At 60.6% G+C, this 19,020-nt stretch carries 19 protein-coding genes, 1 tRNA gene and 2 pseudogenes; 14 read left to right on the top strand and 8 right to left on the bottom strand.

The features are described from left to right. Nucleotides 1–74: 74 nt before the first annotated feature. From CQ14_RS13920 to CQ14_RS13930, 3 genes are all read right to left on the bottom strand, one after another. Nucleotides 75–998 carry a YwqG family protein gene (locus CQ14_RS13920; RefSeq protein WP_057858436.1) on the bottom strand — a complete coding sequence of 308 codons (924 nt, stop codon included), beginning with the start codon at nucleotides 996–998 and terminating at the stop codon, nucleotides 75–77. A gap of 320 nt (nucleotides 999–1,318) precedes the next feature. After that, on the bottom strand, nucleotides 1,319–1,747 hold the full coding sequence (locus CQ14_RS13925) for a hypothetical protein (RefSeq protein ID WP_245320336.1): 429 nt from the start codon (nucleotides 1,745–1,747) through the stop codon (nucleotides 1,319–1,321). A gap of 1,077 nt (nucleotides 1,748–2,824) precedes the next feature. Next, nucleotides 2,825–3,676 carry an SDR family NAD(P)-dependent oxidoreductase gene (locus tag CQ14_RS13930; RefSeq protein ID WP_057858438.1) on the bottom strand — a complete coding sequence of 284 codons (852 nt, stop codon included), beginning with the start codon at nucleotides 3,674–3,676 and terminating at the stop codon, nucleotides 2,825–2,827. A gap of 149 nt (nucleotides 3,677–3,825) precedes the next feature. On the opposite strand from CQ14_RS13930, the gene CQ14_RS13935 reads away from it, so the two are divergent. The 5 genes from CQ14_RS13935 (at nucleotide 3,826) to CQ14_RS13950 (ending at nucleotide 7,479) form a co-directional block, all read left to right on the top strand. Next, entirely contained in the window at nucleotides 3,826–4,248 is a 423-nt protein-coding gene (locus CQ14_RS13935) for a response regulator (protein ID WP_057858439.1), read from the top strand. A gap of 51 nt (nucleotides 4,249–4,299) precedes the next feature. Then, on the top strand, nucleotides 4,300–4,917 hold the full coding sequence (locus tag CQ14_RS13940; protein WP_057858440.1) for a LysE family translocator: 618 nt from the start codon (nucleotides 4,300–4,302) through the stop codon (nucleotides 4,915–4,917). A gap of 357 nt (nucleotides 4,918–5,274) precedes the next feature. Continuing rightward, nucleotides 5,275–5,544: a hypothetical protein gene (locus CQ14_RS43565; protein ID WP_156434962.1), complete on the top strand. Its 270-nt coding sequence runs from the start codon at nucleotides 5,275–5,277 to the stop codon at nucleotides 5,542–5,544. Between the two features lie 50 nt (nucleotides 5,545–5,594). Continuing rightward, nucleotides 5,595–6,818 carry a GGDEF domain-containing protein gene (locus tag CQ14_RS13945; protein WP_057858441.1) on the top strand — a complete coding sequence of 408 codons (1,224 nt, stop codon included), beginning with the start codon at nucleotides 5,595–5,597 and terminating at the stop codon, nucleotides 6,816–6,818. 37 nt (nucleotides 6,819–6,855) lie between these two features. Continuing rightward, complete coding sequence (locus tag CQ14_RS13950; RefSeq protein WP_057858442.1) at nucleotides 6,856–7,479, top strand: peptidoglycan recognition protein family protein; 624 nt, start codon at nucleotides 6,856–6,858, stop codon at nucleotides 7,477–7,479. A gap of 231 nt (nucleotides 7,480–7,710) precedes the next feature. Here CQ14_RS13950 and rpoH read toward each other — a convergent pair whose 3' ends face one another. After that, on the bottom strand, nucleotides 7,711–8,607 hold the full coding sequence (gene rpoH, locus CQ14_RS13955; RefSeq protein WP_057858443.1) for an RNA polymerase sigma factor RpoH: 897 nt from the start codon (nucleotides 8,605–8,607) through the stop codon (nucleotides 7,711–7,713). A gap of 214 nt (nucleotides 8,608–8,821) precedes the next feature. Then, the gene (locus CQ14_RS13960) at nucleotides 8,822–9,835 is read right to left on the bottom strand and encodes an RluA family pseudouridine synthase (RefSeq protein ID WP_057858537.1); all 1,014 of its coding nucleotides are present in this window, start codon (nucleotides 9,833–9,835) and stop codon (nucleotides 8,822–8,824) included. A gap of 70 nt (nucleotides 9,836–9,905) precedes the next feature. Between CQ14_RS13960 and CQ14_RS13965 the strand changes: the two genes are divergently transcribed. The 9 genes and pseudogenes from CQ14_RS13965 (at nucleotide 9,906) to CQ14_RS14000 (ending at nucleotide 17,164) form a co-directional block, all read left to right on the top strand. Next, complete coding sequence (locus CQ14_RS13965) at nucleotides 9,906–10,244, top strand: hypothetical protein (RefSeq protein WP_057858444.1); 339 nt, start codon at nucleotides 9,906–9,908, stop codon at nucleotides 10,242–10,244. 127 nt (nucleotides 10,245–10,371) lie between these two features. Then, nucleotides 10,372–10,446 (top strand) — tRNA-Glu (locus tag CQ14_RS13970). A gap of 14 nt (nucleotides 10,447–10,460) precedes the next feature. Continuing rightward, nucleotides 10,461–11,273, top strand: a complete 813-nt coding sequence (locus tag CQ14_RS13975; RefSeq protein WP_245320337.1) for a class I SAM-dependent methyltransferase — start codon at nucleotides 10,461–10,463, stop codon at nucleotides 11,271–11,273. Between the two features lie 209 nt (nucleotides 11,274–11,482). Beyond that, nucleotides 11,483–11,776 (top strand): annotated as a pseudogene (locus CQ14_RS13980) (GtrA family protein); the annotation flags it as partial. Further along, nucleotides 11,773–11,976: pseudogene (locus CQ14_RS47825) on the top strand (class I SAM-dependent methyltransferase); the annotation flags it as partial. The pseudogenes CQ14_RS13980 and CQ14_RS47825, both read left to right, overlap by 4 nt. Then, entirely contained in the window at nucleotides 11,900–12,400 is a 501-nt protein-coding gene (locus tag CQ14_RS13985) for a methyltransferase (RefSeq protein WP_347337131.1), read from the top strand. The pseudogene CQ14_RS47825 and the gene CQ14_RS13985, both read left to right, overlap by 77 nt. A gap of 69 nt (nucleotides 12,401–12,469) precedes the next feature. After that, on the top strand, nucleotides 12,470–14,602 hold the full coding sequence (locus CQ14_RS13990) for a hypothetical protein (protein WP_156434963.1): 2,133 nt from the start codon (nucleotides 12,470–12,472) through the stop codon (nucleotides 14,600–14,602). Between the two features lie 589 nt (nucleotides 14,603–15,191). After that, on the top strand, nucleotides 15,192–16,205 hold the full coding sequence (locus CQ14_RS13995) for a glycosyltransferase (protein ID WP_057858447.1): 1,014 nt from the start codon (nucleotides 15,192–15,194) through the stop codon (nucleotides 16,203–16,205). Beyond that, on the top strand, nucleotides 16,202–17,164 hold the full coding sequence (locus CQ14_RS14000; protein ID WP_057858448.1) for an NAD-dependent epimerase/dehydratase family protein: 963 nt from the start codon (nucleotides 16,202–16,204) through the stop codon (nucleotides 17,162–17,164). The genes CQ14_RS13995 and CQ14_RS14000 overlap by 4 nt, the downstream gene beginning before the upstream one ends. A gap of 79 nt (nucleotides 17,165–17,243) precedes the next feature. Here CQ14_RS14000 and CQ14_RS14005 read toward each other — a convergent pair whose 3' ends face one another. The 3 genes from CQ14_RS14005 to CQ14_RS14015 all read right to left on the bottom strand — a co-directional run bounded on the left by CQ14_RS14005 (nucleotide 17,244) and on the right by CQ14_RS14015 (nucleotide 19,018). Next, nucleotides 17,244–17,510: an HGGxSTG domain-containing protein gene (locus tag CQ14_RS14005; RefSeq protein ID WP_057858449.1), complete on the bottom strand. Its 267-nt coding sequence runs from the start codon at nucleotides 17,508–17,510 to the stop codon at nucleotides 17,244–17,246. After that, the gene (locus CQ14_RS14010) at nucleotides 17,507–17,854 is read right to left on the bottom strand and encodes a hypothetical protein (protein WP_199805528.1); all 348 of its coding nucleotides are present in this window, start codon (nucleotides 17,852–17,854) and stop codon (nucleotides 17,507–17,509) included. The genes CQ14_RS14005 and CQ14_RS14010 overlap by 4 nt, the downstream gene beginning before the upstream one ends. Nucleotides 17,855–18,154: 300 nt before the next feature. Continuing rightward, the gene (locus CQ14_RS14015; protein WP_156434965.1) at nucleotides 18,155–19,018 is read right to left on the bottom strand and encodes a hypothetical protein; all 864 of its coding nucleotides are present in this window, start codon (nucleotides 19,016–19,018) and stop codon (nucleotides 18,155–18,157) included. Between the last annotated feature and the right edge of the window lie 2 nt (nucleotides 19,019–19,020).

A 19,020-nucleotide genomic window follows, 5' to 3' on the forward strand; every position in this document is an offset into this window, starting at 1 on the left:
CTTCCGCGACGGCGGCGGATTACGACGCAGGCTCGTTGGTGGAAAAACCACTGCATCGGCAGATGGTTTCGTCATCAGACAAATTGCATTTCAACCCAGACACGATCGAAATCCCGCCGGGAGAGTGCCTCCTTGGGAATGCAGAAATGAAGGACGCCGCTCGCCGCCCAAATCATCTGTGCCTCCTCGTTGGTATATACCTGCAGCAGCAGCCGCCACTCCATATCCGCCTTGTCCCGCAAATCCTGTTCATCCTCCCACTTGTGCGGCAGGTTCAGCAGTTGCAGCCGATGCTGCAACTCCTCATTCGAGAGGCCGAGGAAAATCGCATACGGGTCGGCGACGCCGTGAGCCTTCAAGTATCCGGCGATGAACGGTAAGTCATTGAGAGTGTATGGATAGCCGAGCAGGTGATGATTAAACACGCCCAGGAAGTTCACATCCACGCCTGTCATGACGTCGATGTAGGCATTACGCTCCGGCTCGGAGAGCCCAAGGTTCAGAATCCCCCGGGATCGCACGTCAGGCAGCGTCGGTTCCCGTGAGAAGCTTGTCTCACAGCCGCGGAATTGCAGGCGCTTGGGCAAATCAGGTGGGAGGGGAAGCTGGACGAGCGTGGCTGGATCGCCGTCGAAGTGCGACACCGTCCAGCAGGACGGATCTCCGAGCGATTGTATGAGCCCCATCTCGTTGATCGCGCAAAAGAACGAGAGCAGGCCCGAGTGCGGGAGATGCCCTTCCTGGTCATGGGCAGCAATATCAGCAAGGTTCACCTGACCCACGAAGGCCATGGGAGAGCCCTGCCAGGCCGGCCAGTTCTTGCCGGACGGCAGATCCGGTCTTCCTCCGAGCCTGGAGTTGCCGAGCGGCAGCTCTGCTTGATCGGTTGTTTGCCTGCAGTGCAGCCGGATCGAGGGCATGGAGAGCTGGATGATGTCATTCGCAACGCGCCCGAGCCCGGCGGCGGTCAAGCGCGCCGACAAGCTTTCAGTCTCCATTCCAGCACTCCCGGTGGTCCCTGTTTTGGCGTCGCTTACGCACTCCGTCGACGATGCGCTCGAACGGTGCAAAGAACTCCGTCCCTCAAATCCGTCAGGCCGGACGGATTTTGCTGCCGACCGCGCCGGCATTGCAAGGCTGGAATTCGAGAGAGCAGATATCTTGAAGCCGTGCCGTCGCGCGGTATCCGCTTTTCCTACGCGCCCCAGAGGACCCGGAACAGGATTGCGCTGGTCCGCCATCTCCGGGCCGATTCGCGCACCATCGCAAGGCGCGAGGATCGGGCGCACACCACAACCTGGCGCGTCGTCAATTGCCGCTAGCGCGGGTTAGTCGAAGCTACAACCTTGGAGCTGCTCGAGGCAAAAGCGTTTCTAACGGTGGACGCCAACTTGGTCCAAGTACACGACAGCGAGCCTTTGATCGCGCACCGCTCCGATTTCGATGGTGTTGCAGTTGGACGGCGCAAGCTGACGGGCAGCGTCGACAACTCGGGAACCTGGGGCTTTTCGGCGGCCAGCTGCTGAACCTCGGCCAACGCTGCCTCCCGCCGCTGTAATTCAAGGAAGCGCTGATATTGCGAATAGATCTGTGCGTACTCGTTCGCTGTCGGGTTCGGACCAGCTATATCGAAGCTGCGGTTCTGCAACAAATCATAGTAGGCATAACCTCCGCCCACCTTTCGTCGCCCGGCAAAACGAGCGCCGCAATCCATAATTCGCGCAACGCGCTCGTCGTCCCGAAACATCTTTCGGGTCCACTCCGCGCATTCCTCAAAGTCCCGCGCCGCTGGAGACGAAAGGACGCTGAGCTTAACAGCGGTAATCACGAGTACCACGACTGCAACAACAGTTGCAGGAAGCTTTTCTGGGACAGCCCTTGCCGCAGACATGCCAAAATATATTCCCCACTACGCCGCAGATGCGACATCTAAGGAATTTTTCGCCGCAATCCTATGGCATGCCAGTCACAGCACGGCTTTTTTTTGACGCGACTGAGGCGCGGCTGGTTAGGAATCCTTATACCCACCTCCTTAGTCATCGTTCGCCTGCATGGCGGCGGTCGTGCCCTCGGCTGGAGCGCTCATCGCGGCACTAAAGTTGGTCCGAGCGTTCGCTTGAGATGGCGCACGCACCACAACGGGCCGTCGGAAGGTCGTCCAGCGCGCCGGAGCGCGGCCTTCAGCCTTCCAGCCAAAGTCGATAAATTCGTTTATTTTCCAACGCTTCCGCCTTTTTCAACAGGCCGAAGAAGCAGCTCGACATCAGGTCGTGCGGTCCTGGCCTCGTGGTGCTGGCGTTAAGTTGGCGGGAAGTGTCCCGCCGAACGGAGGCAAGAAAGCCGTTCTCCGGGGAGAGCTCGTTATGAGCCGTTTAGCTATTGCGCAGGCAAGGCCGGAGTGTTTTCGCCGAACCTGTATGCTCATGTGCCCGTTCCTATGCATATGCACACGAGACCGCGGCTGCAGCGCCACCCGGTCTTCCCTTGTCGCGGGGTCGCGAATCCATGTCCACATCATTGCGAGCGCAGCGAAGCAATCCATCTGTCCCCGAGCCGGGCTATGGATTGCTTCGATGCGCTCGCAATGACGCTGAAAGGCCGCAGTGGGTCCATCGTAGGATGGATATCGCTTCGCTCCACCCATCCTGCGAGACTGTAGCGAGATCGCGCACACAGTCAGTCGTCATCGACCGGGCGACCCAGTAATCCAGAGACCGCAGTGATTGAACCGATAGGCCGCGGCGTACTGGATCCCCGCCGGAGCCTGTCATCGGGCGCGCATTCGCGCGACCCGTTGGCGGGGATGACGAGTTGCGGCGCAACGCTACGCCTGCTTTCCTTCTTGCCCTGACATCCGCTGGATCCGCTTCGCCAGCACCTTCCAATACGTCGCCGGCCGAAACCGCTGCAAGAGATCCATGAGCCATGCATCGTTGCCGATCAGAATTCGCGGCTGGTTTTTCTCGATGCCGGCGATGATGCGTTGCGCCGCGATCGGCGGCGTGGTTTTGGCGATCGCATCGAAACGGTCGATCGATTCCGCGCGGCGCGCATTGTCGGTGATCCCGCTTCCGGTGCGGGAGTTGCGCACGATGTTGGTCAGCACGCCGCCGGGATGAACCACCGACAATTTCACCGGGCTGTCGGCCATCGAAAGTTCATGCCGCAGGCTTTCGGAAAAACCGCGCACCGCGAATTTCGCGGCCGCATAGGCGGTCTGGCCGGGCGGGGCGATGATGCCGAAGATCGAGGACAGGTTGACGATATGCGCCTCGCGCTGCTTCGACAGGTGCGGCAGGAACGCGCGGGTGCCGTGCACGACGCCCCAGAAATTGATGTTGAACAGCCATTCCATCTGCGCTTGGTCGACCTCGTTGAAGCTGCCCATCAGCGCGACGCCGGCATTGTTGATGACGATGTTGAGCGAGGGATGCGCAGCGATCGCCGCGTTGGCAAATTCCTGGATCTGGGCGGGCTCGCCGACATCGACACGATGGGTCGTGATGTTGCGCTTGCCGGCCGTGCCGATCTCGGCAGCGACCGCAATCAAGCCGGCCTCGTCGCGGTCGGCGAGCGCGAGGTCGCAGCCGCGCGCGGCGAGCTCGAACGCGAGGGCGCGGCCGATGCCGCTGGCGGCGCCGGTTATCGCGGCTGCGCTTCCCAGTATCGCAGTCATCGGTATCTCACTCCATCGAATGAAAAAAATCGCGGGTTCCCGCAACTTTTGCAAATTGGAACCGAACCATAAAGCGGTTTCCGCTCTTAGTGTCGAGTACCCGACAGAGTGATGCTCTCGACCGATGCGACCCTTTGAATGAGGCTGACATGGGACAATCAAAGCCCTTCGAACGATCAAAACCCTCTCGCGCGACCGCCCTCATCGTTGAAGACGATCCGATGCAGCGGGACATGATCTGCCTGCTGCTGGAGGAAAGCGAGCTCGATGTCATCGAATGCGAAAGTGCGGAGGCTGCCGAACTGGTGCTGGAGCGCGCCGCCGGCAGCCTGGTCTTGATGATGACCGACGTGCAGCTTGCCGGCAATATGGACGGCGTCGAGCTCGCGCATATCGCCCGGAAATACAATCCCGAGATGGGCGTCATCGTCACCTCGGGCAAGCCGTTGCATCAGGAATTGCCTGACGGCGTGGAGTTCTGGGCCAAGCCGTGGGCTCCGCTCGACGTGATCCGCACTGCGGAACGCATGGTGTATGAACGGCGTCACCACCATGAGGCGCGCGCGCGTTAGTGAACAGGCGTCCCGCTTCCACGGCGGATGCCGCCGTGATAATGGCAGGGCATGACGCTGTCGTTCCTGTTGACCTCCCTGATCGTGGTCGCCTCGCCCGGCACCGGCGTGCTCTACACGCTGGCAGTAGCGCTGACATCGGGCGCGCGCCCTTCCGTCGCCGCGGCGTTCGGCTGCACGCTCGGCATCGTGCCGCACATGGTGGCCGCCATGCTCGGGCTGGCCGCAGTGCTGCACACCAGCGCCCTGGCGTTCGCCGCGCTGAAATGGTGCGGCGTGCTCTATCTGCTCTACATGGCCTGGCAGGCGCTGCGCGAGACGGGTGCGCTCGCGGTCGATACGGGCGCGGCCGCGAAGGCGCGCTCCAGCCGGCGCGTCATCGTCACCGCCGTGCTGGTGAACATCCTCAATCCGAAACTGTCGATCTTCTTCCTCGCCTTCCTGCCGCAATTCGTCGCCGCCGACGAGCCGCAGCCGCTGGCCCGGATGCTGGAATTGAGCGCGGCCTTCATGGCGATGACCTTTGCGGTGTTCGCAATCTACGGCCTGTTCGCTGCCGCGCTGCGCGACCGCGTCATCACGCGGCCCAGGGCAATGGCCTGGCTGCGCCGCAGCTTTGCCGCCGGATTTGCCGCGCTCGGCGCCAAGCTCGCATTCGCGGAGCGATAGATTTTTCCCGCAGCCGTCGTTGTGGGCGCAGCGACGCAATCCATATCCGGGCTACGGGCCCGTCGCTTTGCATTGGCCACCGCCGGAATCAAAAAAGGCGGACCCTTGGCCCGCCATTCTCCAAAATTCACCCGGAGTTGGGAGCCCGGGCGGAGCTGAGCACTCCACCCGGGCCTAAATTCACTTCTTCTTGGCTTTCTTGGCCTTCTTGGCCTTCTTCGCCTTCGCCTTCTTCGCTTTCTTAGCCATAGTATCCTCTCAAGGTTTTCATGGATTGAAACGCGACACCGAGGCATGCTTGGCGGAGGGCCAGCCTCGCAACATCCTCGATCGTGATCCCAGCAGATTCGCAGGCTGATGCCGCGTGCCGTCATGGCGTTGTCATCACGTTATCCACAGTTGTTATGCATTTTGATGCGATTTTCGGTCGAAATGCGCGCCGCCACCGCCATCCGCATCGCGCGCATCATGCTTAACGATGCCCGAACACGCGCGATCTTCATCAATTCAAAACCAAGGATTGGATTGGCCGATGGCGGTCAGGGTCCGTTAAGCGGCGCGGATGCACCTTGTTCCGCAAGACGACGGGGATCGCAGGCTAAGGGAAGTCTCGGGCGGATGTCTTGAGCGGTCGTTAGACAAGAGGGGAGACGGGGCGTGCGCGTCCTGAGTTCGCGATGCTGAGCGTTCCGACGCTGTGGACGGTGTTCGTCATCAATTTTCTGGCGCTGGGCTTGATCTGGGCCTACGTCATGCGCTGCTATCCGTCGTTCGAGGCCGCACGGTTCTGGACCGGCTCGGCATTCACGGCGGCAGCTGGCGCGGCGATGGCGACGCTGCGCGTGATCTTTCCCGATACCTTGGTGCCGCTGCTGTTCGCCGGCTCCGCGCTGATCCTGGCGATCTGCCTTGCCTCGATGGGCGTGCAGAAGTTCTTCGACCGCCCCCTGTCATGGCGCAACACCCTGCTGATCACCGGCCTCGGCACGGTCGGCCTGTGGTTCTTCAGCTTCGTCCACGACAGCGTGCCTGCGCGCATGACGGTCTTTACGATCGCCCAGACCTTGCCGATGGCGCTGAGCCTGAAGCTGTTGCTGGGCCGGCATGAGGGCCGGGTCAATCCAGGTGCCCAGCTCGCGGGCATCGTCACGATTCTCGTCATGGCCTTGCTCGCCGTCAGGCTGGCCGGCGCGATCGCCGGCGCCGGCTTCTCCTACATGCATTTCAGCCCGGTCCAGTCGGTCGTGGTGCTGGTGCTGGTGTTCCTGTCGATGGCGCTGAATTTCGGCTTCCTGCTGATGGCGATGGACCATCTGCGCAACGAGGTTGCCGATCTCGCGCTGCTCGACGATCTCACCGGCGTCGGCAACCGCCGCTATCTGCTGCAGCGGCTGACGGAAGAATGCGTGCGCTCGGAGCGCAGCGGCCAGCCGTTCGCGCTCTTGGTAATCGATCTCGACGGCTTCAAGGGCATCAACGATACCCATGGCCACGCGGCCGGCGACGCCTGCCTGCAGCACTTCACCCTGATGGCGCAAACCCGGCTGCGGCCCGGCGACATGCTGGCGCGGACCGGCGGCGACGAGTTCTGCATCGTGCTGCCGTCCTCGACGCTGCGCGAGGGCGCCATGATCGCGCGCCGCGTGCTGGAAGTCTGCCGCGCCGACGCCGAACAATGCACCGGCAACGACATTCCGATCGCGGTATCGATCGGCGTCGCGCAATGGAGCCGCGAGATGGGCGCCTATCCCGACCGCCTGATCGCGGCCGCCGACCATGCGCTCTACGACGCCAAGAAGGCCGGCCGCAACGGCTTTGCCACCTACGACCCGGCGCCGCCGCTGGCGCCCGAACCGGCAAGCGCACCGATGCCTGATGTGGCCCTGCGCAAGCGGGCCTGAGGCATGCTACTTAAGGGTCCGTCACCGGACCTCGCACATGAATCTCCGTCTCGTCGCGGCTTCACTGTTCGTCCTCGCACTTCCCGCGTGCGCCTCCGCGCAAACGCCGGACCTCGCCGCCATCGCACGCACATCCGGCACGCCTGACATTCCCGGCCTGAAGATGGTCTGGCTGGCGCCGTGGGGCGACCTCGCCAAGTCCCATCCGTGGCGCAACATCATCGTGCACCAGACCGAAGGCCCGGCCGGCTCGGCGCGCGGCGGCGCGCAGGCGCAGTCGAAGAACCCGACGCGGCGCGGCGTGATGGTCTGGGTGGAAACCGACGGCACGGTGTACTGGGCGGTCGGCGAACATCTCGTCCCGACCCATGGCGACGGCGCCAACCGCAACGACAACAAGTATATCGACAACGGCCCGACCTATCGGCAGGTGGTCGGCAACAATTCCGTCGGCGTCGAATTCGCCGGCAACTATCCCGACGTGACCCGTGGCCCAACTGATGCACAAATTGCGGCGTGGAAAATCCTGGCGAAGGTGCTGCGCGCGCGCTACGGCATCCCGCTCGATCGCGTCTACGCGCACAACTGGATCGACTACAAGGATGCCCGCTATTGCGAGGGGTGTGAGCTTGCAAAGATGGCGCGGGAGTGGGGAGAGTAGGTTGGGGCGTGATGTTGGGCGCTCAGCCACCCGGTTGTCGTCGCCCGGCTTGACCGGGCGATCCAGTATTCCAGAGACCGCAATTATTGCGCGGTCACTTACGACGGCCTCGGCGTACTGGGTCCCCCGCTTTCGCGGAGGACGACAGCAGGGGTGGTGAGACAGCTTCCCTCAAAAACAAAAAAGCCGGCGTTGCCGCCGGCTTTCATTATTCGATACCTCTACCGCGAATTAGTGCGCGGCTTCGAGTTCGGCTTCCTGCCGGGCGATCGTGCCCTTGACGGCCGATTGCACCTTCTCGAAAGCGCGGACCTCGATCTGCCGCACGCGTTCGCGCGACACGCCGAATTCGGCGGCGAGGTCTTCCAGCGTCATCGGCTCTTCCGCCAGGCGCCGCGCCTCGAAGATGCGGCGTTCGCGCGGGTTGAGCACGCCGATGGCGCCGTTCAGCGCCTTGCGGCGGTGATCGAACTCCTCATGCTCGGCCATCACGGCTTCCTGGTTGGGCGAGTTGTCGACCAGCCAGTCCTGCCATTCGCCGGCTTCACCGTCGTCGCGGATCGGCGCGTTGAGCGACGCGTCGCCGCCGAGGCGGCGGTTCATGTCGACCACGTCCTGATCCGTCACGCCGAGGCGCTTGGCAATCAGCTTCACCTGGTCGGGGTGGAGATCACCCTCGTCCAGCGCGGAGATCTTGCTCTTCGCCTTGCGCAGGTTGAAGAACAGCTTCTTCTGGTTCGCCGTGGTTCCCATTTTCACGAGCGACCAGGAACGCAGGATGTACTCTTGAATCGAGGCCTTGATCCACCACATGGCGTAGGTGGCGAGACGAAAACCCTTCTCGGGCTCGAACCGCTTGACCGCCTGCATCAGGCCGACATTGCCTTCCGACACGACTTCGGAGATCGGCAAGCCGTAGCCGCGATAGCCCATGGCGATCTTGGCCACGAGCCGGAGATGGCTGGTGACAAGGTGATGTGCCGCGTCGCGATCGTCATGCTCGCGCCAGCGTTTGGCGAGCATGTATTCCTGCTGGGGCTCCAGCATTGGGAATTTGCGGATCTCGGCGAGGTATCTCGAAAGACCGGATTCTCCATTGAGAACCGGCAGCGTAGCTGTACGGGCCATTGAGCGCCCTCCAGTGGTTCAGGCCCCCGATAGCGGCGGGCCCGGCAGGTGATCGCTGTGTTAAAGCCGACCAGGCTGCGATGTTCCGCGCTGGATATTCAGCGCAGGTGCAACATACTCGAAAACGAACAAATAGGGAAGGAATGCTGACGTCACGTCCCCGTGTGCCAGCTATAACCTGTTGTCATAACTAAGCTTTTCTGAAGGGCCTGCGTCATAGGGCCGCTTCCAGCGCGCTTTTGAGAAGGAGCAAATCCTCCGGCAGGGGCGCCTCCCAATGCAAAAATTCCCCGGTCCGGGGGTGTTCCAGGGCGAGCAGATAGGCGTGCAGGGCCTGCCGGCCGAGGGCGGTGAGCGCTTCCTTACCTTGGGTACCGAGCTGCCCGGCCTTGGTCTTGAAGTGCGGGCCATAGACGGCATCGCCCATCAGGGGGTGGCCGATATGGGCGAGGTGCACCCGGATCTGATGGGTCCGCCCGGTCTCGAGCTGGCAGGCGAGAAGCGATGCAACCGGCTTGCCGCCGCGCCCCTGATACGCTGCTTGCAGCTCCCAGTGGGTGACGGCCTCGCGGCCGCCTTCGCGCACCGCCATCTTCTCGCGGGCGTGGGGATGTCGGTCGATCGGCGCATCGACCGTGCCGCGCTGGCGGTTGGGCACGCCCCAGATGAAGGCCACGTAGCCGCGCTGCATCGCCCCGGTGCGGCCGTGATCGGCGAATTGCGCGGTCAGCGATTGATGCGCGTGGTCGTTCTTGGCGACCACCATCAGGCCGGTCGTGTCCTTGTCCAGCCGGTGCACGATGCCCGGCCGCCGTACGCCGCCGATACCGGAAAGGCTGGCGCCGCAATGGGCGATCAGCGCGTTCACCAGCGTGCCGGTCTCGTGCCCCGCGGCGGGATGCACGACGAGGCCCTTCGGCTTGTCGATGACGATGATGTCGTCATCCTCATAGACGATATCGAGCGCGATATCTTCGCCCAAAGGCTCCGGCGGTGCGGCTTCGGGCACGTCGATTGTGATCGTATCCCCGGCTGCGACATGATAAGCGGGGTCGCGGATGGGGGCGCCCCTAGCGGTGACGGAACCGGCCAGGATCAGCGCTTTCAGCCGCGAACGCGACAGTTCCGGGCGGAGCACCGCGAGCACGCGGTCGAGGCGGGGCGATCCTTCGTCGCCGCCGACAGTAACCTCCAGCCGTTGACCGCCGTTCGTTGATCTCTGTTCCATCACGTTTGACGCATGATCCTCATCGAGAACCGGTTTCCACTTTTCCGGATCATGCTCTAGAGAGCCTTGCATGACCGATACCGTTGCGCCCGAACCGACCCCCGAACAGGCCGCGCTGATCGCGCGGGTGCGGCGGATGATGCTGATCGCGGGCCTGACCTCGGCGCTTGCGGTGGCCGTGGTCCTGATCGCCGTCGGGTACCGCCTTTACCGCGGCGAGGGAAGCCCCGCGGCGGCCACGACGGATATCATTGCAAGCCTGCCCAAGGGCGCCCTCATCGTCTCGACGGCCGTGGCCGGCGAGCGGCTGGTGCTGACCCTGGACATCGGCGGGGTCACCGAAATCCGCACGTTTGACGCCAAAACGCTGAAACCGGCCGGAACGCTCAAATTCGTCAACGAACCCTGAGGCCTGCGATCGGCCGAAAGTGCCCGGACCAACCGGCGGATGAAGGGCAACAGGTTTACCGAACTGTGCGAGAGGGGCAGACTTGCCTTGCCCCCCGCACATTTCGCGGCTATTCCCTCTGACACACGCTCCCTTCGTCTAGCGGTTAGGACGCGGCCCTCTCAAGGCTGAAACAGGGGTTCGATTCCCCTAGGGAGCGCCAATACGAATAATAACTTGATCGAGTTGTTGCTAAGGCCATCGGCCTGCGGCCATATATCGGCAGCCCATAGTAGCGCTATAGTGCCACGACAACCAACAACGCCGCAATTGTATCTGAAAGCTCTCAACGAGATGAATGATCAAACAAAAGCGGAATTTGACGCCTATTCCAGCACCTACGACGCCGCGGTGAACGATGCAATCGCGTTTTCCGGCCTGAAGGTCGATTATTTTACGCGCGTCAAGGCGGACTATTTAACGGACCTGATCACTGATCATTTCGGCGACGCTCTCCCATCAATCCTTGATGTCGGCTGCGGAGTTGGCAATTTCCACCCATTGCTGTCAGATCGGGTTGGCTCCATCGCGGGCGTTGATGTTTCAAAGGCTAGCATCGACCAGGCGCGCGAGCGCAATCCCGGCGTTTGCTACAAATCCTATTCCGGCGAGCGTCTTCCTTTCGACGACAAAACTTTCGATGTCGTTTTCACCGTCTGCGTGATGCATCATGTGCCACCCGCTCAATGGCCTCTGTTTGCCGCCGAGATGAAAAGGGTGTTGAAACCCGGCGGTATGGTAGCCGTGTTCGAGCACAATCCGCGCAATCCGCTGACGCAGCGGATAGTGTCGAATTGCGTGTTTGACAAGAACGCCGTGCTGCTGCGGTCGGAGAAGACCAGATCTTTGATCCAGCAAGCAGGTTTTACGGATCTGATTGAGCGTTTCATTCTCTCAATTCCGCCCTCAGGCAGATTCCTTCGTTCGGTCGATCTCTTATTGGGGCGGCTTCCCTTCGGAGCCCAATACTTCATCAAAGCGACCGCATGAGCGCGCCTGAGCATGCCTCAAGCTCGTCCGGCTTAGAGCGTCGATCTCTTATGGGAGGTTGGAATGACAGTCCGCGTAACGTGATACGCTGGTCCCTCCGGATCCCTCGCTTATCGCCAAGGGCTTGCGCTCCGCATTGGTAGGGCGCCAGCGGACTCGCTTTCGCTGCGGCTACAGCTTTTCTCACCTCCTGAGTTGGAGTCGATGAAAGAGTGGCGAGTATGGCCGATTACCTCGTTCCAATGCCGATCAATTTCTTTGCGGACCGGACATTTGCGTTCCAATCCCGAGAACGTGCGTGGGCGGATGCGCTGCTTTTTGTCGCTTTGCATATTTTTAACGTGGTAGCTGCGGCGCTGGCTATGGCAACGTCTATCAAGGCTCTGGGCCTGCACTACGCCTTCGGCATCGTTGGAGTGATCGTCTACGTGCCTCTCACCAATTTTATCCTGATGAACCTTTGGGTATTTCACCATTCGTGCTCAATCAAGGTGCCAGAATGAAATCAATCTTGCAGTCGCCAGTGCTGTATCAGGCATTTCAGGAAGCCGGCGGTTTCTTCGGCGCCCGCGTCAGAGCGATCAACGACTACGTCATGCTACGTCCCGGCATGCGGATTATCGATATTGGCTGCGGGCCCGGCCATATCCTCCGCCATCTGCCGGACAGTATCAATTACGTCGGTTTCGATATCGACCAATCCTATATCGATCACGCGAAACAAGATTTTCGGCAACCGCGGCAAATTTCTTTGTCGCTATTTCGATGCAGCTGCAGCACAGGAGTTCGCCGGCGTCGATCTTGTGATGATGAACGGCGTTCTTCATCACATTCCCGATGCCGAGCTGCAAACGACCTTGACGAACATCCGCGACGTTCTCAAGGACGATGGCGTCCTATTCACGCTCGACGGATGCTACCGAGACGGTCAGTCCCGCTTCGCGAGGAGGATGCTTGATAACGATCGAGGTGAATATGTCCGCACGGAAGATGGATATCGGACCATCCTGTCTCGAATCTTCGGAGGTGTCCAAATGGCAATTCGGGAAGAGCTCGCCCGTGTGTCATACACCTTCGTCATCGGTTTGGCCGCGAAAGAGCGCGTTCACCAGCCGTTCCAACACTAATTTTTCTGCACGATCCTCGCGGACAGAGCCTGTAAAACGCTCGACATGATATCGAGATCGAAGGACCGTTTGTTTTTTGTCTGCGCCACGCTATGCGCAGCAATAGCGGTTGCGCTGATCTGGGCGCCGTTTGGCTTCGCGATGGGCGGCCTCATCGAAGAATGGGGCCTGCTCGGTCTAGCGAACAATGGTACAAATCTCTGGTGGATCTCGCCAGCAAGCGCGCTGGGCGCTCTTGCAACACGCCCGCTCTCGATTTTTCCTTTCGCGCTGGCTCATGTCCTGAGCCCGAACAGTTTTTCTGCCTGGCACGTTCTCACAATCTTTGAGCTGATCATCAAGGGTGTCGCGGCTGCCTATCTGATACGTCAAGCCGTTCGATCCGATCTCCTCGCTGTGCTTGGCGGCGTGATCGCAATCGTCTACCCGGCGGACACGATGACGATCGCGCTCCGTAACCTACACATCAATTTCGCGATGATGTTGGTTCTTGTAGGCGCATCTTTAAACATCGCGGACTTAACTTGCGATAGATCACGACGTCTTCTGTCGATGCTGGGTGCCGCTTCAGCCCTTGCGGCATTTCTAATGTATGAAGCGGCTCTTCCGTTGATCATTCTTCCCTTGATGGTCGTTTTCATCCGCTTCGGCACAAGGGGGGCGCTCCGGAATCTGCGGGCGAAAGCTGCGTCCCACGTGATCTGGTTTCTGCCCGCAGTGACCTATGTTGTTTACGTCCTGATCATCAAGAATTACATTCCGCAGTCCTATCAAGCGAGCATATTTCCCTCCTCGGCCGATGCCCTCGCGACGATTGTAAATGCCCTGAAGGCGGTCTTTTCCATCGCCTATCCCCGCCTGCTATGGGACGGCTGGCGTGACGGTGTGTCGATGTTGCTTGTGGAAATGAGCCTGCACACCGCCGTGCCGCTGCTCTTCGCGTTGACGACCGTGATCTGGCTCGTCGCGTGGCGATGTTGCGCGGCATCCGACCCGGGCGGCGGGCGCATGGTCCGGGCACTGATCGCCGGCCTGATCATCATGATCGCCGGTTACCTGCCATTCGCGCTTCTGCCAAGCCATCAGGCCATCAGCCAACGAACTTTTCTCTGGGCCGCAATCGGGGCGAGCTTCTTTACCGTCGGCATATTGGGATTGTTCGTCTGGCGCCAGCGCCTCGTTGCCGCTTATCTTGTTTTCCTCACTTTCATGGTGCCGTCGCTGGCCTTTATGTTGGTCCAGCACGATCACTATGTCGAACTGTCGAACAATTCGAAGCGCGCGTTGCGTAGCATCCTCGCGCAGGTTGATCCGGCCAAGACCAATGTGGTGATAGATAAAACCAACAGCATTGGTCACACATGGAATCTGCTCGATGGCAATATGCAACTAGCCATTGCCTATTTGCGCGATACGCCGCAGCAGATCTACCTGTTCGAAGTCTGTCGCGCGACGGGCATGGAATGGGCACGCTCTTTCCCGCTCGCCCGTCACGGCGACTGCCGCGAGGAAGCAATCGACTGGCGATTTGTGGCGCCCGTACCGGTGAGCGGCCCAGGCATGCCGGCGCTGGCTTCGTCCGACGATCTGGTACTGCCTAAGGATCAGACCCACACCGTCATCGTGGAGCGCGCACCACCTCCCATCGAAGCCGTCGTCAATCATGATCCGACGACTCCGGCATCTCGCAAACGAGTCACCAATATTCTGGAGATCGATCCGCCGAGCCAGTTGTGGCGCTCACTAAAATCTGATCGTGGGGAGTTCTTCCGCTGGAGCTTTGGTGACTGGTGGAGCTTGGAGAAGCCTACGCCCGGCACGGGCTGGCGCGAAGCCGAATGGGGCTATCGAGGTAGCTCACACACATCGTCCGCGTGGGCGAACCGTGACGAGGCGATGATCGATTTCGAATTTCATCCGGTCAAACCGTCATATCCGTTCCGGATCCGGTTCAGTTTTATCAATCCAAATGGGTCCTATCAGTTCGAAGTTTTCATCAACGGCCGAAAGGTCGACTTGCTGGCCTCGGACGGGGTCTACTCGGGCGTCATACCGCCCTCCGTGCTGCGCGACGGCATGAATGAATTCCGGCTGAAGGCTCCTGTTGATCCGCAGAATTATGGACTGTCGGTCATGGTCGACTGGTTCGAGATCGGCGAACGCCCCGTCGTGGCGTTAATCAAGAGCTTGCCTCTGCCATAGGCGATGTTGCAACTATCGCGCATGCATGGGGGCTGCGGTCATAGCTCTCTTGGTGACTTCACCAAGCATCTCTTGCCGACGGTCGGGTCGGCGACGAGCTTGTGACGCCGGGCAATCTCTCCCTCGGATACTCAGCTTGCGCACCCCGGACGGCAACAGGCCACCGTAAACATTCTTCAGCGCAGGAAGGTCGACGGTAGGGCACCCAGCTCACGGCACACCTCATCCACTGGCGTGCCATCCTCCGTCTGTTGGCGCGCAATACTTTGAGGTCGGCTTCAATAATGTTGATTGCGGATTGCTGTGGCGAGTCAGGCGCAGTGGGGTTGCAATATCGCGCATGTCTCTGCGACTGGCGATATATGTTAGATGATCTGACTCTCCGATAATCCGGCCGTTGGCTTCTGTTCAGCAGACCGATCGGGTTCTCAGTTACGGATTGTAGGTGGGTCGAAGTCTCGGATTCAAGGAGCTCTTGCGTGAGATCCTCCCGGTTGATGGCGATCATAGACGATTGACGCGAAGCTCAAAGAGGGCCTATTAGTGGTTGGCTTAGCTGTGGTTTTGCAACCAGGATCGCGCTGCGAGCATGACACCTGAAAGCTGGATCTCGGTTTCGGTTGTTGTTCCCGTTTATTCCGGCGAGAAGTTTCTGCGCGAGCTCGTCCAGCAGCTCGATCGAGTGCGCACGGAGTGGGTCGAGCAACAGGCGCCGATGAGGCTTGCCGAGCTCATTCTGATTGACGATGCGGCGGTCGATGCATCACCCGCCATTGTCGACGATCTGGAGGCCAATCACGAGTGGGTCACCGCGCTCCACCTGATGCGCAATTTCGGGCAGCATGCCGCCACAATCGCCGGTGCCTTGCACAGCTCCGGCGACTGGGTCGTCACTATGGACGAAGACCTTCAGCACCCGCCGGCCGAGATCGAGCGATTGCTCAGAAAGGCGGTGTTGTCCGGCGCCGACGTCGTCTATGCACGGCCAAGCAGTTCTGTGCATCAGGCGCGGATACGAGACTGGACCTCTCGCGGCTTTAAACGCATGATGGCAGTGCTCACCGGCAACGCCAGCGTCGTGCATTTCAACAGTTTTCGGCTCCTGCGAGGATCGCTGGCCCGAGCGGCCTCGAGCGCATGTGGCCACGAAACATACTTCGACGTCGCTCTGTCCTGGTTTACCAATCGGGTCGAGTTTGTCTTGCTCGAACTCAAGGACCAGCGTTTCATCTCGAGCGGAAAGAGTGGCTACAGCTTTTCTCATCTACTGACTCACGCTCGGCGAATGCTGATGACCAGTAGGGTCAAGTTCATCAGTCTTCTCGCGCTCATCGGTGTCTTGATTACCGTTGTAAGTATCATCGGGGGGACCGCAGTTCTGCTTCAAAAATTGATAGTGCCGTCTTCGATCGCCGTCAGGGGCTGGCCATCGCTGATAGTGGTCAACCTTTTTTTTGGAGGAGTCATTACCTTCATGATCGCGGCCGTTCTCGAATACATTTCCATCCTGGTCTTGTCGGCTCACGGAAAGCCCCTCTTCTTCGTCGTGGATCGTTCGTCCGATAAGAAGCTCGTCGAGTATTTCGAAAGCCGGATTCCGTGATTCTCATCAAGCGTCAGGCCCCGGATCTTGCCGGAGAGGAACAATTGATCGCTCTGTTCGGAGTGGGCCTCATCGGCTCCGCCGTCGCACGCGCCATCATGCAGGAAGGGGTAAGGAGCGCCATTACATTGCCCTTCAGCTGGAAGGACGCTGATTGCAGGGAGGCTGATCTCGCCTCGCTGAGCGAGACGATGATCAGGATGATGGCAGGTTCAGTTCGTCATGTCGAAGTGGTATGGACGGCTGGGCGAGCGGGCTTTGCCGCTGGCTGGGCCGATGTTGAGGAGGAACTCGCCGCCTTCGAGAGTGTGAATCGCCTCTGCGTGCAGTTGCGCGATGCCCTCCCGGTTGCGCGACACCGCATTCACATAATGAGCTCTGCGGGAGGCCTTTTCGAAGGGCAGCGATTCGTTGGGGAGCAGGCGGTCCCTGCGCCACGTCGGCCCTATGGTCATTTGAAGTTGGAGCAGGAGCAGCGCGCGAACCGGATTTCGGCAGGCATAATCCCCTTCATTTATCGGCCGAGCTCAGTCTACGGGGTGGGCGTCTTCGGTGGCCGGGCCGGGCTCATCGCCACGCTGATCCAGAATGCAAAGGGGTACAGACCATCGCGCATCGTCGGGCGATTGGACACGATCCGTGATTATGTGCTGGTGAATGACATCGGAAAATTCGTCGTGCAGTGCATAAATAAGACAGCCGAGCGACCGGAAAGCTTCCTGCTCGCAAGCGGCAGGCCGACTGCGATGTGCGAGGTGCTCGACATCGTCGGCAAGGTAATTGGACGGCCCCTATATCTCAAGCTGGATACCGCGCCCTCGAATGCGAGCCATTTCAGTTACAGGCAGTCTGCGCTCCCCGACAATTGGTTCCCGACCGACCTGGAAACGGGGATCAAACAGGTCGCGAGGCAACTCGCCTCCTCGTTTGAAACTAGGTCGCGTGGACATTTACCTTAGCAGCAAGGTCGCGGCACGATCAGGCAGCGTGGCGTTGCCAAGGTGTCACGCCTGACGGCGGCTAATCCTTGCAAGCAACTCAGTTCATCTCCTCCAGCAGCCTCCGCGCGTCCCCCAACACCACCTGAATCCGCCTTCGCTCGGCGATCGCGTCCCTGGTGAACAGGCCGTGCTTGCGCGCGTTCTGGTTTGCTCTTGGCGCGCCGGATCCCGGTGCGCCACCGTGCATGCGGCAGCGCTTCTTGCCGTGCACCGCCGGCGAGCGGCACGCGTCGCCGGAACGGGTTTTGGCGCCACAACGTGGGCTCGCCAGCATCGGGCCGGTATTTCTGATGTGATTGCTCATGCCTGTGCTTCTCGTTTGGCATCAGCGGAATCGCGTCCTCGCCTGGAGCGCGCGGCCTTCGGCACCTTCCGCGCCACGGATGCCGGGTTCTTGTCCGATACGATCACGCTGGAGTGCTGCATGACGTTGCCGACAATGGCCTTGCCGCCATCGCCGATCGACACGTTCTGCACGGTGTTGGCAGGCTCGCCATGGCTCCGGTAGCGGTTGAGCGCCTCGATCTGGGCGGGAAACGTGCGGGCGAGCCGGCCCAATGCGCGCGCAGCGCTGTCGTGCTGGGCGAGGTCATCGGCATTCGCTAGGTGATGGGCACATCGCATTGCCATCACATGAACCGAAACCATCTGCGCCCCCAGCAAGCGTAGCCCGGATGAGCGCAGCGATATCCGGGGGATGGTCCATCCCCGCATATCGCTACGCTCATGCAGGCTGCTCGCTGCGCGAGATCCATCTCGGCTTGAAACCGAAGCCTCGAACCGGCCCAATCGGAGGCGAACGGCTGCAGGCGGCCTATGAGAAGGCGATGGCGAAGAGGGCCAAGGGCTGACGTCAGCGAGGCGCAACCCGCGATTGCCTGACGAACGTCGCGGGACAAGCGGCCTCACGCATACGCAAAAACGGCAACTGTCCGCTTCATAGGAAAGCTATTGAGCCGCCGTCACCCGCAACGATTTCCTCGGAGCCCGTTCGGGGCTCGATTCCGGATCCGCGATCGGGCGGCGGTAGGTCGCGATGCGGCGCAGCCAGCCGACCTCGAAGACACGGTTGGATGGAAGGTTGCGAACCCGCTGCTGCAGGACGAACTGCGCCGCATCGGCGAATTCGGCCCGCACGGCCTTCGGATCGCCGGTCACACCGTTCATCTTGAGCAGCACCTGCTTGAGACCCCAACCCTGCCGCCGTCCGGTCTCCCGGTTCATTGCGGCTTCGTTCGGGTTGGTGCCTTCGCCCTTGAAATTGATGTAGTCGATCAGCGGATAGAAATTCTCGGAGGCACGAACGACGCGCGTGAACTGGAAGACGATATGGTCGCGCTCCGCGCCCTCGGGCGTCGTCTTGAGGATCTTCTCCATCGCACCTTGCGCCCGCGCCATCATGAATTGCGTCTGCTCCGCCACGGTGTCGAGCAGAAACTGCCTCAACTCATTCATCTGCGGTGAGTTGGCGTTCTTCCTGAACTCGGCCCGGCTGGTCCACGGGTTGGCCGGAATTTGCGTCTGGTCCAGCCAGGCGGGCAAACGCACGTTCTTCTTGCGCATGGATTCGAGCAGGGCCGGAAAGCTCTCCTCGAAAGGCAGCCATTTGCCGACGGGAAACCAGATGAAATGGCCGATGCCTAAGGAAGCGAATTCCTCGTTCGCATTCCATGACGTGATCGCATCGCGTTTTCCACCGGTTTCATTCAGCCAGATCTTCTGGCCGATCTTCTTCGCCAGATCGTCCGGCAAGACGAGCTGTGGTACAGGTAAATCCTTCGCCTCGTGGCTCGATTTCCGTGCTTCCGGCATTT

The organism is Bradyrhizobium lablabi, from assembly GCF_001440475.1.
Lineage (GTDB): Bacteria > Pseudomonadota > Alphaproteobacteria > Rhizobiales > Xanthobacteraceae > Bradyrhizobium > Bradyrhizobium lablabi.

Excerpts from the sequence above, each read along its gene's own strand:
- CQ14_RS13935 (WP_057858439.1), top strand. The coding sequence starts at position 3,826 with ATGGGACAATCAAAGCCCTTCGAACGATCAAAACCCTCTCGCGCGACC.
- CQ14_RS13945 (WP_057858441.1), top strand. The coding sequence starts at position 5,595 with ATGCTGAGCGTTCCGACGCTGTGGACGGTGTTCGTCATCAATTTTCTG.
- CQ14_RS13925 (WP_245320336.1), bottom strand. The coding sequence starts at position 1,747 with ATGTTTCGGGACGACGAGCGCGTTGCGCGAATTATGGATTGCGGCGCT.
- CQ14_RS13940 (WP_057858440.1), top strand. The coding sequence starts at position 4,300 with ATGACGCTGTCGTTCCTGTTGACCTCCCTGATCGTGGTCGCCTCGCCC.
- CQ14_RS13930 (WP_057858438.1), bottom strand. The coding sequence starts at position 3,676 with ATGACTGCGATACTGGGAAGCGCAGCCGCGATAACCGGCGCCGCCAGC.
- CQ14_RS13960 (WP_057858537.1), bottom strand. The coding sequence starts at position 9,835 with ATGGAACAGAGATCAACGAACGGCGGTCAACGGCTGGAGGTTACTGTC.
- CQ14_RS14015 (WP_156434965.1), bottom strand. The coding sequence starts at position 19,018 with ATGCCGGAAGCACGGAAATCGAGCCACGAGGCGAAGGATTTACCTGTA.
- CQ14_RS43565 (WP_156434962.1), top strand. The coding sequence starts at position 5,275 with ATGCCGCGTGCCGTCATGGCGTTGTCATCACGTTATCCACAGTTGTTA.
- CQ14_RS13950 (WP_057858442.1), top strand. The coding sequence starts at position 6,856 with ATGAATCTCCGTCTCGTCGCGGCTTCACTGTTCGTCCTCGCACTTCCC.
- rpoH (WP_057858443.1), bottom strand. The coding sequence starts at position 8,607 with ATGGCCCGTACAGCTACGCTGCCGGTTCTCAATGGAGAATCCGGTCTT.
- CQ14_RS13920 (WP_057858436.1), bottom strand. The coding sequence starts at position 998 with ATGGAGACTGAAAGCTTGTCGGCGCGCTTGACCGCCGCCGGGCTCGGG.
- CQ14_RS14005 (WP_057858449.1), bottom strand. The coding sequence starts at position 17,510 with ATGAGCAATCACATCAGAAATACCGGCCCGATGCTGGCGAGCCCACGT.
- CQ14_RS13995 (WP_057858447.1), top strand. The coding sequence starts at position 15,192 with ATGACACCTGAAAGCTGGATCTCGGTTTCGGTTGTTGTTCCCGTTTAT.
- CQ14_RS14010 (WP_199805528.1), bottom strand. The coding sequence starts at position 17,854 with ATGGTTTCGGTTCATGTGATGGCAATGCGATGTGCCCATCACCTAGCG.
- CQ14_RS13965 (WP_057858444.1), top strand. The coding sequence starts at position 9,906 with ATGACCGATACCGTTGCGCCCGAACCGACCCCCGAACAGGCCGCGCTG.